The sequence below is a fragment of the Legionella wadsworthii DSM 21896 = ATCC 33877 genome, assembly GCF_000701265.1.
Classification (GTDB): domain Bacteria; phylum Pseudomonadota; class Gammaproteobacteria; order Legionellales; family Legionellaceae; genus Legionella; species Legionella wadsworthii.
In genome coordinates, this window is the sequence record NZ_KL370759.1 from 1,068,030 (window position 1) to 1,082,587 (window position 14,558).

The following is a 14,558-nucleotide window of genomic DNA, read 5'->3' on the forward strand; positions in this document are numbered from 1 at the left end:
AGAGACAGGGAGGAAAGAGAAATGAACAAAGAACATCATGTTGTACCTAGTGCTCATGGAGGATGGGATATCGAGCAACCGCATCATGCAAAAAAATTTCATTTTGACACCAAAAAAGAAGCGATTGATAAAGCAAGAGCGCTCAGTATTAAAGAACATACAGAACTGGTTATTCATGACAAGCATGGCAGAATTGAACATAAAGATAGCCATGGCCATGATCCAAGAAATATCAAGGGTTAAAAGTATTTTCAACTGAAGTGGTATATTTCATTTTAAGGGGGCAAGTATTCAATCATAGTACTTGCCCTTTAGGGCTAATGTTCTTGAAAATGACACATCATACCTCATAGCTACTTGTGTTTTACATCATATAAACAGATTTATCCACAGAAAATGTGCATAACTCTACCTGTCTTCAATACTAAAAATGCTGCTGAATCTTCAATAATTACTATTTAGTGAACTGATATGCACTCCTTAGTTAGTTCTAAGGCTTACATGAATTGTAATTTATTACGAGTCAGGTAATTTAAATGTCTCTTAAATTTGGAATTATTTTAATGATCCACTTCTTGTATGTATTGTTGGCCATGTTGATTTCATCTACAGTGACAGCTTGTCCTTTTTGTTTATCTAAAACGAGTAAGCTCGTGTATTCCGGAATATTTAATCATCAGTTTGTTCTTTATTTCATTTATACGATACTGCCATTTTTTATTTTTTATATCTTGGTGTGGTTTCTAGCTAATGTTATTGAAGAGAATTAAATGACGAATTATAAAAAATATCTGATTGCTGCGGGACTATTTTTAGGTATTGGTTTAGGCGGTTTTATCGATGGAATCCTTTTCCATCAACTTTTACAAATTCATAATATGCTATCCAATATTTTTTTTCCGGACACATTAGTCAATATCCAGATTAATATGTTTTGGGATGGACTCTTTCATGCTTTTACTTTTTTCACTACTTTAATCGGTATTTTTTTATTATGGATTACTTTAAATAATAGTTCCGAAAAGTATTCAATTCTTTACTTTTTTGGTCTCCTGATTTTGGGATGGGGTATATTTAATTTTGTAGAAGGAATAATTGATCATTTGATTCTACGTCTACACCATGTGCTTCAACGATCTTCTCATAGCAATCAATTGTATTCTGATATAGCATTTGAATGCTTCGGTGTTTTGTTACTTATAATCGGCACAATATTTATAAAAACAAGAAGGCCAAATGACAAATGAATATAGGATTAAGAATCTTCAATAGGACAAAGGCACCTTTTTTGGTAAATCATAATGCATCCATTAACTTCTAAATCCTACAAGTGGTTTGACAGATTATAAACAGGTTTATCCACAGAAAATGTGCATAACATTTTTGTATCAGGGCTGTAGAAAAGGAAATAATCTAGACGCAGCAAGGGGTTTAATTCGGATCTGAATCATATGTATTATAAGGTATAATAAATATCCACAGAGATGGGAATTAGAATAAAAAAAAGAGGGGTTACTTTATGTTATACAATTACAAAATAAAAAAACAGCCTTCCTCGAATATTTTAAAATAAAAAATAAATCTCTGGATTTACTTCGTGATATATGTGATTGAACTACAAAAAAATTTAATTTTCGCCCCTTCCATTGAATGAACTATATTCATATTAGAGAACCACTGTTCCTGGATACTATTGATCAATAAATTTACACGCACTGTAATTGAATCTATGGATTTAGCTTGGTTAAAATAAATGAAGATAAAAACCCAACTACTGTGATAAGCCCCGCAAAATTATGAGCTATCTCAAATGCTTCAGGAATCATTGTATCAACTAACATAGCCAAAATTGCTCCAGCTGCAATTGAAGTGGTTGCAGCGATTACATCAGGTGAGAAATTCTGGAAAACTGTATAACCAATTAGGGATGCCAGTCCTGAAAATAAAGCAATACCTATCCAAACACCAAATACATATACAGCACCATGCCCAGCCTTTTTCATTCCTGCTGAACTGGACAAGCCTTCTGGAATATTAGATAAAAAAATAGCAATCACAGCAACAATGCTCACGACACCGCCTTTTAGCATACTTAAACCGATAACAATCGATTCCGGTATTCCATCAAGTAAAGATCCGATTGCGATTGCCATACCGCTATTAGAATCTTGTTGTGAAGATTGTTGATGTCCAGAACGCTTTCGATGTTTGGCTCCTTTTTTTGATAAAATCCAATTTGCCGCGGTAAAAATTAAAGCTCCACTTATGAAACCTACTGTTGTGGAATCAAACCCTCCTCTACTATAAGCTCTATCCATAAGCTCAAATGAAAGTGCAGAAATAAGTACCCCGCTACCAAAAGCCATAATTGAGGCAATGATTCGCTGAGAGATATTGAGGCAATAGCCGCCAAAAGCACCTAAAACTAAAGCAAATCCGGCGATCCCACCCCAAAAATAGGCTTGAGCCCAAACAGGGATATTGTCCATACTGTTTCCAAAAACCATGAGCTGAGGAATTAAATATATAGGAGAAAATTTTTTTTCACTATTCATGCTTATAGTAATAAAAATACCACCTGTTTCATTTGAGAATCTGTAGCATAACTGAGACAATATTATGATTTTTTGATTTTTTTGACACAGGATCTTTTAAATTGAATGCGATAAAATGGACGGAAACACAAAGCTTATTTCGTCTATTCCCTCTTATTATAAGTATTTCATTTGCTATGGATGTTTTTGTTCCCGCAATTCCTGAAATGAGCCGTTTTTTTAAGACTGACAATACCACCATGCAAGCAAGCCTTTACCTATTTATGCTTACAGTAGCTTTAGGCCAGCTACTTATTGGCCCCTTGTCAGACCGTTTCGGACGTAGGTTCATGGCATTGTTCAGTGCCTTTCTTTTTTTTATAGGTTCGTTGCTTGCATCATTCTCCCCTACGATACCTGTTTTTATCATAGCACGTATCATTCAGGCATCTGGAGCTTGTGGCACTTATTTGATGTGTTTCATTATTGTCAGAGATAATTTCTCTACTCAGGCTTGTGCTCGTCTATTTAGTATTCTATCAGGAATCAATTCTATGGTTGCAAGTTCTGCGCCTGTCATAGGGGGGTTGTTACTCGATGTAACACGAGACTGGCATAGCGGTTTTTATTTTTTAACTTTTATTGGAATTTTGATGACTGGTGTGACCTTCCGGTATATTCCAAACTACAACTATTCAAAGACAGATCGGACAGTGCTACCATTTTATCAAAAGATAAAACCCATGTTGGATAATCCGGACTTTCGAAACTATACCTTGGTTGCTGCAGCCAGCTTACTTGGATTGTATTTATTTTGTGCTTTATCCCCCAGTATCTTAATGGTTCAACTTCACCTCACTGGCACAGAGTACGGTTTTTGGTTTGGATTAAATGCGATGACCGTATTTCTCGCCAATATGGTTGCTGCAAAACTCACATATTCTTATCCTCTTGAAAAAATTGTGCTCGGAGGATTAATGATAATGATTTTTTCCTGCATGCTCATGATGATATTTAACTTCCGTCAATGCAGTATTTTAACCTTTATGATGCCCATGTTGTGCTTAACAATCGGTATTGGAATTAGCATGGGGACAGCAACCGCACTTGCTTTAAAGGATTATGAACATCAAGCAGCTTTTGGGACCGCTTTATTGGGATCGTGTCAATTTGGGCTCGCAGGGTTAATTGGGATTGTAGTAGCGCAATGGACACCAGGAGCACTAAGTTTGGCTATTCCTGTTTTAAGTTTCAGTATTCTAGGACTTCTAAAATTAGCTAAAGTCGATATGCTATTAAATAATTCTTAATTATAGATTTGCACTGCCCAGTGTTTGTGAGTCAAGGATCCATCAAATTTTGAACAGCAACAAACTATAATTACCACTCACCAGAACATTATTGGAAGATCGAAAAGAGTTAGATCTTAACGATCTTTCAATAATGCAGCACACTGCTACTTCTACCCTAATAAATTTTACTGAAAGAAACCCAAATATTCCTCTTCAGTCAGCTCTTTCATAGGCTCATCTGTTTGAGGAACATGGAAAATAGAATGATTCCCTGGAGCAACCATTTTCATTGTTTCCTGAGCGGTTATAGACTTAGGCTTCTCATGGATAAAAGGATGTGGTAAAGGAGCAGGTTTTGGAACAATCGTCTGCTGCATCAAAATGCTACTTGAATAAGGAAGCGGATCAGGCACTGGAACAATCGTCGTTTCACCATGAGTAGAAATGTCCATAGGTATGTTAACAGGATGGCTGTTTAGATTAGACTTTATGACACTCGTATGTTTCATTTGGCTCAATACAGACTGTAATGAAGGATATTTAGGAATAAAACTAGAACCTGTTTGAGGCGGGAAGAAAGTTAACCCTGTTCTAGGTTGAATTAAAGAAGGAATCTTACCCTTAGCTTGAGCTTTTTCATCCCATTCGACATAAATTTTATCTACTGTCTTGGCACGTTGTTTAGACTGTTTATCAGCAAGACCTTGTTTTACCAAATCGTTGACAAGAGGAACAAGAGTTGGGATACCATAAATTTGTTTTAAATACTCTTCTGAAGCCAATAAAATTGGGCCATGACTAACCATCGTAATAAGTCCAGTGGGACTTGATTGATGGGTTTCTCGTTGTTTCTTTTTTTCATCTTCTCTAATTTTTGTTTCTAGTATTTTGGTCATCTTATGATTTGAACATCCATAGGCAGTAAACATGGCGTGTCCCTGGTATGGCTTGGCTGGCAGCCAAAGTACATTAAAATTGTCTCCAGGATAAAATAATCCATTGAAATGATATGCTTCTTTTATTTGTGCAGTTTCACCTTTATTCCTTTTAGTATATGCAGTAGCGCCCAAGTATTCTTCCGTAAAATCAACTAAATCTGGTTCTTCAATCTCTTCCGGTAATCCCCATCGAATAATTACTGAATTTTCACTGGTTTTTACAGCAATCAAATGAGGACTTGTATTCTCATCCTTAGTTTTCAATAATTTATCTAAGAAAACATTCATTTTTCCGAATTTGTTGTCTGGATTAATGTCCTCGACTTTCCCATCAAAATATCGTTCTAGAAACCTCATGGATGCAACCACATACTTTCCATGAGTTTCCCAGTAATAATCATAGGGCGAATCTTGCTCTTCTACTTCCAACTCCATAGAGTTATCCACTTCAAAAGCCGATCTTATATTTTCCAGCATCTTCTCAGCTTCTTCTGGGTTAGTGCATTCATAAACACAAAGATAATCCATATCATCAAATGGTACTTTGGATTCCGTGACTATCCATTTCGTTACTTTAAGGTTTATACCTATAACAGACATTAGTTTCATGCATGATTCTCACTATTTTGTATTCTAACTCGAAAGAACCTCTAAAATGGATTTAAGAGAGCTACAATGAATGAATACATTAATTTATCAACAGACTTGCATTTGCACACAAAAAGCACAAATATACCAGACAAATTATTTTATGCACAATAATTTAAATACTTTGGAGTAATTTATATTTAAACTGTAATTAATTCATGCATTTACCGACCCATGAGCAAGGGTTTTATACCTGGTAGAAACTATAACCCCGGTTGCGAGCAACCGGGTTCTATCTATTGATTGGGCACCGAATTTTCAGGTATAGAATTCGCAGGCACGGTATTCGCTGGACCTGGATTTACCGGACCCATGTTAGTGGGTCCGGTAGAATTTACACTTTTTGTGGGTGGTTGGTTCGTAGGTGCGGGTTTCAAAGGAACCGTCTTCGAAGGTGTTTTATTAATTGGGGTTGTATTAGTTGGTGTTGTTTGCGTAGGCTTTGTGTTTTTAGGTTCTATTTTTTCAATAGTTTTGTTCATTTTTTCTTTAAAATCGTGAAGTGTAGGTGAAATTTGATTAACAATCCATTCAGTAATGGGCTGGAAATACATCACAAATTTTGATTGACGCCATACGGGTTCATTCGCTGAAGGAGTAAGCTGGACAATATAGATGATGATAATCGTGATGATTGCAGCTCGAATAATTCCAAAAATAGCACCCAGAAGGCCATCGATGAATCCTAATTCACTAAATAGAAATATCAGGGTTAATAGATAATTGACTAAGGCTCCAACAGCCATTGTCACTATAAAAATAAGTAGAAACATGGCAATCAAAATCAAGTATGAAATATCTTGGTCACTCCCCCCGCGATTTGTAAAATGCTCAGCAAGTTGAGGCGCGTATTTAAGTCCTAGATAAACAGCCGCAATCAAAAAAAGTAAAGAAACTACACCCCTGATAAAACCACGAATTAAACCAAAGATGATAGATAATACAAAAATAATAAGAAAGACAAAATCTACCCAGTTCAATACGATATTCATGGCAAGTCCTTTTTGGAATTCCTCTGTATATAATAGGATATTTAATTGGCTTTAACTCAAATGATCAAAAAGTAATTTTTCCTAAACCATAGTACGTGTCACAACACTGTTATAAAAGAATATGGATTAAAAGAGGTAAGGCAGCCAACTTTTATAAAAGTTGGTTGATGTCGCTCGCGGCAATGGCACCCTGACTTTGAGCAACGCATATTTGATTGAGACCGGATACTATATCGCCTGCCGCATAAAGCTTGGGAATTGACGTTTGTTGTGATGCATTCACGATTAACTCCCCTTCTTTATGTTTTGCACCAAGTCTTAAAGCTAGATTACTATTTTTAGTACAACCTAAAGCCGAATAAAGAGTATCAAAAATTGCTTTATTATGATTTGAAAAATGAATTCTTATTTTTGAGCCAATGTAGTCTAGATCAATAATAGCATCGGTGATAACCTTTATTTTTGCTGTTTGAATTATTTTTAAATCTTTCATTGTTAACGTATTACCCTGGGTCAATAAAGTAATCGATTCTGAATAGCGGCGTAGAAACAAAGCTTCGGATACAGAATGTGAATCATTCCCCACTATTGCTATCTCTTTATTTATGACTTCATATGCATCACATATAGGGCAAAATCGTAGGTCGAATTTCTTGATTTGCGGCAACTTAATTTCAATATCTTGAATACCTGTTGCTAAAATGACAGTCTTACTCTTAAAATATTGATTCGAAATAAAATTATCATTTTTAGTTTTATCCAAAGTTATTATATTATCACTATGGATAGGAATGTTATAAAACAAAAGTTGTTCTTTCAGCTTATTTAATAAATCAGGACCTGAAATACCCTCTTTGAATGCAGGATAGTTATGCGACTTGGGGATTTTGAGCATTCTACTGTTTCCCGAATCTACGATTAGAATATTTCTACGGAATCGATGCAAATATAAAGCAGCAGAAATGCCTGCTGGACCAGCTCCAATAATAAGACAATCAAGAATTTTCCTTTTCATACTTACACTATAGCCCAGAAGTTTTTGATAATTCAGAAATTAGATAAAAAAATAAAATATGCAAAAAAAAAATCATAAAATAAGAATTATATTACTTAATAAGACTTTGCGACAGCGCTGAGGAGAAAAGCTTTCTCCTCATTAAATTATGGATGTGCAATTTGCCATTGACCATTCATGAAAAAAGGTTGTGTCCATTGGATGTGTAACTGTTTGTTTTTTGCATTAATTGATTTTTTAAATTGATTCCCCTGCACAATAACTGAATGCTTTGAATTATCAATTTTTTTAATAGAAATTAAATTACTTCGTTGATAATTAATAAATTGAGGCAAAATGATGTGAACATTTCCGACTGATGCATCCACATTGATCATACAATCATCAAGATTGGCAACATACTGGGTATTTTCACTACTGTGAATCATCCTGCTGGTGCAATGATTTGCTGAGGAGACTAATACATCATTGGAATTATATTTCTTAGCTTCGCCCAAGCGATTTAAAAATTCAGCAAGATCGCCACTATAACCACATAAGTTAATACGAATGAAGGCATCTGTAGCACCCATTGCATTGCCATTATCTACGGCTACATTGATATCTCTAAGTAAAACCTGCTCACCCGTCATTTTTGGAATATCTGGACTATTAAGCTTTGCAAAAAAAGTAGGACTGCCGGGAATGCTTAGGACCTCAGTACCGGGATAGCGCTTAAGCATCTCTGTTTTGACCATGTCATGCCGCTTTACAATCGTATTAAAGGCATCCGTGCGAAGGCCTTGACCTGCATCAGGAAGGGCAATCAGAGCAGACATAAGATTTAAGGCTTCAGCAACGCCTGGGGTACTTTCCCCTGTTGTTAACTTCCAGATATAAGAAAAGAAATTGTGAAAAATACTCGCTGTATAGGAATCACTCATAGGAAACCACATATACCCCAAGCGATATCCCGGTTTTCCAAGTGCTTTTGAAACAGAATTAAACGCTAAAACATGTTTGCCTTCATTTCTTGCCTGAGATAGCCAGGCAATATTCTCTTTAACATATCCCGTACCATCACTACCATAGGATGGCGAAGAAAAAACCAAGTCAGCAATTATTATTTTTGCTTGGGTATAGGGTTTGCGGAATGTCCCGTCAGGATTGTTGGGTGAGGTTACAAATTCGACTAGAGTTTCATCAGGTCTGGGCTTCACTTCGTTAGGATCAGTGAATCCTTGGAATCGTGCATTGGGGTAAGGCCTAAAATTAACAGCATGCTCATGAAATGAATAATAAGGGATTTTTTCAACAAAAAGAAAATGCTTTTGTGGCTCACTTGCAGCAATTGCATAAACAAGAGCAAAAATAATTTGCAATGAGCCATTGGATGGACAAAATGTATATTTTGTTTCACGAGGATCTAGGAACAACTCTTTATTACCAAGTCGTGAATGATAGGTACGAAGTGTTTGATCAACCTCATTAAAAAAAGCCACGCTTGATGGAATCAGTAAACTATTCTCTCCCGGTTGGCCTAAATAAACAGAACTGTCAAATACATGTATTGCGGGAGGATTAAGAAGACCATAACGCTGGTATAACTCTGTGAACATAGGCGTTTCATTAGGACGTAAATAAATTAAGGGATCAGCTGCATTGGCAAAACCTGCAAAAAAAAACAATAAAATAATCTTATATTTTAAAATTGTCTTAAAACAATTTATTCTTTTTAGCATCAACTAATCTCCTATAAATCAGCTCCTAATTCACATAGTTGCAATAAGAGCATAAAGAATCAAGTGTTTTATTCATGAGATCAAGATGAGCTTAATTCATAGCGTAACAAGTGCAAAAAATCCTTACATTTCAACGAGTATTTTTTATTTTTCATGTTTTTTCTATGCAGATTCCAGCTCCAATTGGGTGTTAAATAGCTCAGTATCATGATACATTTTAAAAGGAATACTTAATTGATTAAATTTACTAGAATAAATAAAGAGACTGATAAAATTATTTTCTAGTAATTGAAATAACATCTATATTATGACAAATTTATCCATATCTAATGAGATTCGACGTTTTATCCTGAATAGCATACCGTCTGTTTCATATCTGGAAGCTATGTTATTGATGCGTTCCGTTAAGGATCATGATTGGACAGTCGAGGAATTATCTAAAAGACTTTTTATTAATGAATCAGCCACAGAAACCATCTTAAAGCAACTTCAAGGGACTGGAATTATTAAAATGATAAATAATGAAATGCCTTTGTATCGATATGAACCTCAAACACCTGAACTTAAAAATCTGATAGATCAAATAGCAATTTTATATTCCTCTCACTTAATTGAAATTACAAATCTGATACATTCTAATATAGGTAAAAAAGCTCATAAATTTGCTAATGCTTTCATTTGGCGAAAGGACTCATAATATGGCAGCCATTATTTACTCCCTATGCACAATTACTGCCTTTGTATGTGCTTGGTTATTACTCCGCAGCTATCATAAGCAAAAATTCCGTCTTTTATTATGGGGAGGAATTTGTTTCTGTGGTTTTTTTCTAAATAATGCCCTTCTCGTAGTTGATCAGCTTATTTTTACACATATTGACTTGTCGGCTTGGCGACTGCTAACAGGGTTAATTTCCTTATTATTTTTACTCTATGGTCTTATCTGGGAGGATGAAGAGCTATGATTAACGCAATGCTTATTGGTGCATTTGCCATGGCTTCTATAATAATATGTTTATTTTTTCTGAGATTTTGGAAAAGTACTCAAGATTCCTTTTTCCTTTATTTTGCTGGATCATTTTTACTTGAGGGATTGAACCGAGTTATTTTGGGATTAACAACACAACAAGATCAAAAACCTTTAATTTATATTATAAGAATGTGTGCTTACCTACTCATCGTATATGCTATTTTTCAAAAGAATAAGCAATATCGAAAATCCATGAATCAAAAAGTTAATTAAATATTATCCCCTGATATTCATAAGGAGTTACCTTCTCAAGCGAAAGGACTGGACTTTAATCTGAAATAAAAATTCTTAATTAGCGCTTAGTATCTTTTATCCTATCCGCGAAGAAATACATCTGAGTTAGGACACTATTTTCCGCAAAATAAATTATAATTAATATATATGATAGAACTGAGAACCATCATGTGTACGCTAAGAGATGTCATTATTTTTTTTGCCGGAGCAGAGTTTTTCCATACAGTAAGTCATATCATTTTACCTTTTTTTATTTCGATGCCTATAAATTTAGGTTTTATGATATTAACCCCACATTTTAACCTATGGATAATTGGAATTAATGCACTGATAACCCTGCTATTACTTTGGTGGGCATGTCGATTAAAAAGTACAAGTTAAATATGAAGGAAGTATCACTTTCATTATTGATATTTACTTATTAAACTTTGATATTAGATTAATCGATGTTGCTTTACCTTCTAATTCCCCGACAAGATTGTAATTAGAGAGAAATTAAAAATCTTCTAATTCAGGGCGGTTGGTTATCGTCATTTTGCTGGAACCCATATTGGATATGAGTGTAAGCAGATAAAAATTCATGCAGCAAAAGATCCTTCCTTGAACCTTAAAAAAATTTAATTCTTCTTCACATACTTATTATTAATGATATTATCTCCCCCTCATATAATCAGTAAATCATATAAGGAATTGGTAATGAAATTAAAAGGTGGAGATTCTAATAAAAAATTTCAAAATACATTTTTCAAGCCTCAAGTAAAATGTAAAGGAATGAACAAAGAGATTATCAATGCAGAACAAAATCGTAATAAATTCTGGTCAAACCAAAAAAATTCTGTCATCAATGCTGCACCAAATGAAATCCTTGCATTAAACGCAGTCGCTTTGATGTCCACATTATTAAAATAAGAATAAACTATTTCCATCGCAGGAATTTTCGTACCGAAAATTCCTCGAGGTACACTTTTAGCAAACTTTGTCCGTATACATTAGGGTTTTCTCAAGTGTGCCTAAGCTATGCCAGATATGCATCAAAGCTTTGAACATCGATAGAAGATTCTGATTTTTAATGATACCGTCCCACCCAGCTTCAAAATGCCTCAACTTGCGTAGGTACAACTTTAAGACAAGTTTATAGTAAACTTTAAATATTCATTAGTATTCTATAAATAAATGTCTATATTTAGTGTATAGGATCCTTTAACTCAGAATTATTTATTAATCCTAAAAATTTAATTAAAAAATAAAAATAAATGTAAAACAAAGCCTTGTTTTATTGAAAACTCAAATTGTATTATCTATGATTAAAAAATTATCATTTGTTTTGAGGATTACCACATGCCAAATAGTATTGTTCCCTTCCAAGTTAATTATGAAAAAAATGGCACTCCAATTTCAGCAAGGGAACAAGCAATTAAAATATTGGATCAAGTTGACAAATTACATGATAAAGGAAACGGCGCAAAGAAGGTTGGAATTACTTATTCCGCGAATCAGAATCAAACAGACACCATTATCGATTCTTATCAGAAGGGAAAGTGGAATACAGGAACAAGCGGGGCAAATCAGGCAAATGTCATATCTGAAATCGAGAAATTACTTGCAGAACCTAAATATCAGCATCTAAAGGGTGTTTACGAGACAGTACCCATTACCACCATGAAATATGATAAAAATGGAAAAGCAGCGGCAGCTGATCCCTCTTCGGTAACCAAGAGCCTGGATCATGCTTCTCAATTTATGGATAATGGAGGTGTTTTACTGGGTTGGACTAATCAAAAAACACATCCTAATTTAGCTATTGGTGGTGGTGTAGCTTCTAGTGTTCAGCCTGCAGACCAAAAGAAAATGATATCAGATTGGGTAAAAAGCAAACTACCTCAACCCACCTTGGAAGATGATCTTCCCTTAACCCCTCCTAACAAAACAGCATCTGGAACTTCTAAAATGCAGGAGTTACAGGCCTCAGAAAAAGAACAAGCTGCGCGCATGAAAAAAACGATGAGCATTAAAAGCGATCAAATTGAATCTTTAATTGAAGCTTTTAAAAAACATTGTGATGAAAAATGGTTAAGTGATAATCCGCCCAAAAAAAATAAAGATGGAGGTTTAGACCTTTCATTTAAATCCGAAGAGAATATGGCAGACTTCTTCAAACAACAAGCCAGTTCCGGAAGAAATTTCATTATGGTTGACGAAAAAACACAGCAAGTCATTGCATTTTCAAATGGGGATGGGAAGCTTTATAGGCCAGGAAAAGATGGCCCTCAAGAAATTACCGGTAACTCGATTACACCCAAAGAAGGCGAAATGAAGGATCTTCCAACACTCGATAATTTTAAAATGCCATCAAAAGAATCCACACAAGAATCCTCTTCTAAACTGCAAAAAGCTTAATATAATAAATACTGTCTTTAAAAATTTTTTTTAAAGACAGTACAATTCCAATTATTTATCAAGTGCTGAAAAAATATCAAAATGGCTTCTCCTGCAACATGATTAAAAATATATGCGGGATTAAACTATTGCAGTAAACTATTTAGTATCAATTCTCAACTATCATCTTTATTTCATCTAAACTAAAATCAGGAACATTAAAAAGGAATGAATATGTTTTTAAGAACGAGCAAGCTTAATCTATTTTCTTGTTTGGCATTTGTTTCTTTATATTTACCAGCAATAACTTATGCAGAAGATAATTATAATTCGAAATTTATTAATGAAAGTGATAAAGGTAGTGAGCCATATACTCTGGTGAAGACAAGAGTGTGGCCAGATTCTGGTTGTATTATAGAAAGTGGTCCAAATATTATTTTGCCCGGAGAGCACACAGAACTTGTTGTTGCTAAAAAACAAGGTTGTGATCAAGCTGGCATTGGTTACTCGATGTACAAAAAATCCGATAAGAAAAAAGAACATTTACTTGGATATGTCTCTCATCGTTTCCGAGATGGAACTTTTAGTCTACAGATTTCGGTTTTCTGTAATGACAAAGAATGTGTCTTTAAAAATCTAAATCCCAGTCAAAATTTAAAATAATTAATCGACTGTTGTATCATTCACGATTGATCAAAAATTGCTTAGGTCATCTGTTTGCAATTATATTTACATAATGAGCATTAGGATAAAATTTATATCAAATTAAGAGGTATTTACAATGATAAAACGAATCTTCGTTATTGGTCATATGGGTGCAGGGAAGTTTATATTTTGCGACGCATTAGCAAAAAAATTAGGATGGCAAATCGTCGATGCAAACCCAAGCATTGAACGCTATATTGGTCGACTTACACGAGAAATTTTAGGTGATGAAGGTGAAGCAGCGTACAATCGATGTCAAGAAGATATTATTTCTCATTGTATGAAAAAAGAAAATGTTGTTGTTTTATTGGAAGAGTGTGTTGTCTCAAGCGAACAATGCCGGAAATTATTATCTTCTGAATATGTTGTTTATTTGAAAGTGTCTGTTGAAACGCAACTTGAGCGCATGGAACACGGCCGCACCCCATCGCTTCCAGTCGAGAATATGAAAAACTTTTTGTTAAAACAACATCAAGAACGAGATGCTTTTTATGAAGAAGTCGCTACATTGGTTGTAGAGTCTCTTGGTTTTTCAGATCAAACTTCAGAAATCAATAAAATAATTGAGCAAGATGTTAACAAGGTTTTGAATGATATCTGTAAGTAATAGGATTTGTTTGTTTCCAAAGCAAATATTTGCTTGATTAGGCACTTCTCCGCTCCCTGGCAATTTAATTTAGAGAATATCATTTGAAGGTGATATTGATACGGTTCTGTCAATTAGCATCTTTAGAGCCAGACAATCTCGGATCACCAACCTCCCGCGACTTCTTCGCGGGATCTATAGAAAGCCAGACTATCTCGGTTCACCAACCTCCCGCGGCTTGTCCGCGGGATCTATAGCTCGCCCCAGTACTGGACCCCGCGAACAAGTCGCGGGGCGTTGGGGGATGGTCGCATCTTTAGAAAGCCAGACTATCTCAATTCACCAACGTCCCGCGGCTTGTCCGCGGGATCTATAGTCCTAGTCCTAGACCCCCAGAACAAGTCGCGGGGCGTTGGGAGATGGTCGCATCTTTAGAAAGCCAGACTATCTCGGTTCACCAACGTCCCGCGGCTTGTCCGCGGGATCTATA

The 14,558-nt window shown here is 35.1% G+C and carries 17 protein-coding genes; 12 read left to right on the forward strand and 5 right to left on the reverse strand.

Going from position 1 to position 14,558, the window contains the following annotated elements:
• The first annotated feature begins 21 nt into the window (after positions 1–21).
• From BU07_RS0110935 to BU07_RS0110940, 3 genes are all read left to right on the forward strand, one after another.
• On the forward strand, positions 22–243 hold the full coding sequence (locus tag BU07_RS0110935) for a DUF2188 domain-containing protein (protein ID WP_031565973.1): 222 nt from the start codon (positions 22–24) through the stop codon (positions 241–243).
• A 293-nt stretch (positions 244–536) separates the two neighbouring features.
• Positions 537–770, forward strand: coding sequence for a hypothetical protein (locus BU07_RS17430; protein WP_133134453.1), 234 nt, complete (start codon positions 537–539; stop codon positions 768–770).
• Positions 771–1,247, forward strand: a complete 477-nt coding sequence (locus tag BU07_RS0110940; RefSeq protein WP_031565975.1) for a DUF2243 domain-containing protein — start codon at positions 771–773, stop codon at positions 1,245–1,247. It begins immediately after the preceding gene.
• 480 nt (positions 1,248–1,727) lie between these two features.
• On the opposite strand, the gene BU07_RS0110945 is transcribed toward BU07_RS0110940, so the two are convergent.
• A complete protein-coding gene (locus BU07_RS0110945) occupies positions 1,728–2,489 on the reverse strand; it encodes a ZIP family metal transporter (protein ID WP_035899109.1) in 762 nt (253 codons plus the stop codon).
• Between the two features lie 167 nt (positions 2,490–2,656).
• Here BU07_RS0110945 and BU07_RS0110950 point away from each other — a divergent pair, with 167 nt between their 5' ends.
• On the forward strand, positions 2,657–3,844 hold the full coding sequence (locus BU07_RS0110950) for a multidrug effflux MFS transporter (protein WP_031565979.1): 1,188 nt from the start codon (positions 2,657–2,659) through the stop codon (positions 3,842–3,844).
• 167 nt (positions 3,845–4,011) lie between these two features.
• Here BU07_RS0110950 and BU07_RS0110955 read toward each other — a convergent pair whose 3' ends face one another.
• The 4 genes from BU07_RS0110955 to BU07_RS0110970 form a co-directional block, all read right to left on the reverse strand.
• A complete protein-coding gene (locus tag BU07_RS0110955) occupies positions 4,012–5,373 on the reverse strand; it encodes a hypothetical protein (RefSeq protein WP_115262284.1) in 1,362 nt (453 codons plus the stop codon).
• Between the two features lie 275 nt (positions 5,374–5,648).
• A complete protein-coding gene (locus BU07_RS0110960) occupies positions 5,649–6,404 on the reverse strand; it encodes a CvpA family protein (RefSeq protein ID WP_031565982.1) in 756 nt (251 codons plus the stop codon).
• A 151-nt stretch (positions 6,405–6,555) separates the two neighbouring features.
• Positions 6,556–7,419, reverse strand: a complete 864-nt coding sequence (locus BU07_RS0110965; protein ID WP_031565984.1) for an NAD(P)/FAD-dependent oxidoreductase — start codon at positions 7,417–7,419, stop codon at positions 6,556–6,558.
• 146 nt (positions 7,420–7,565) lie between these two features.
• Positions 7,566–9,140: an aminotransferase class I/II-fold pyridoxal phosphate-dependent enzyme gene (locus tag BU07_RS0110970; RefSeq protein WP_031565986.1), complete on the reverse strand. Its 1,575-nt coding sequence runs from the start codon at positions 9,138–9,140 to the stop codon at positions 7,566–7,568.
• A 385-nt stretch (positions 9,141–9,525) separates the two neighbouring features.
• On the opposite strand from BU07_RS0110970, the gene BU07_RS0110980 reads away from it, so the two are divergent.
• The 8 genes from BU07_RS0110980 (at position 9,526) to BU07_RS0111020 (ending at position 14,089) form a co-directional block, all read left to right on the forward strand.
• Positions 9,526–9,837, forward strand: a complete 312-nt coding sequence (locus BU07_RS0110980; RefSeq protein WP_051635542.1) for a hypothetical protein — start codon at positions 9,526–9,528, stop codon at positions 9,835–9,837.
• A gap of 1 nt (position 9,838) precedes the next feature.
• A complete protein-coding gene (locus BU07_RS0110985) occupies positions 9,839–10,102 on the forward strand; it encodes a DUF5985 family protein (RefSeq protein WP_031565990.1) in 264 nt (87 codons plus the stop codon).
• On the forward strand, positions 10,099–10,380 hold the full coding sequence (locus tag BU07_RS0110990) for a DUF5985 family protein (RefSeq protein ID WP_031565992.1): 282 nt from the start codon (positions 10,099–10,101) through the stop codon (positions 10,378–10,380). The genes BU07_RS0110985 and BU07_RS0110990 overlap by 4 nt, the downstream gene beginning before the upstream one ends.
• Positions 10,381–10,569: 189 nt before the next feature.
• Positions 10,570–10,782, forward strand: coding sequence for a hypothetical protein (locus BU07_RS0110995; protein ID WP_031565994.1), 213 nt, complete (start codon positions 10,570–10,572; stop codon positions 10,780–10,782).
• A 315-nt stretch (positions 10,783–11,097) separates the two neighbouring features.
• Positions 11,098–11,310, forward strand: coding sequence for a hypothetical protein (locus BU07_RS0111005; RefSeq protein WP_031565995.1), 213 nt, complete (start codon positions 11,098–11,100; stop codon positions 11,308–11,310).
• Between the two features lie 429 nt (positions 11,311–11,739).
• On the forward strand, positions 11,740–12,798 hold the full coding sequence (locus BU07_RS0111010) for a hypothetical protein (RefSeq protein ID WP_031565996.1): 1,059 nt from the start codon (positions 11,740–11,742) through the stop codon (positions 12,796–12,798).
• Between the two features lie 213 nt (positions 12,799–13,011).
• Entirely contained in the window at positions 13,012–13,440 is a 429-nt protein-coding gene (locus BU07_RS0111015) for a hypothetical protein (RefSeq protein WP_031565997.1), read from the forward strand.
• A gap of 118 nt (positions 13,441–13,558) precedes the next feature.
• A complete protein-coding gene (locus tag BU07_RS0111020; RefSeq protein ID WP_035899052.1) occupies positions 13,559–14,089 on the forward strand; it encodes a shikimate kinase in 531 nt (176 codons plus the stop codon).
• The last annotated feature ends 469 nt before the right edge of the window (positions 14,090–14,558 follow it).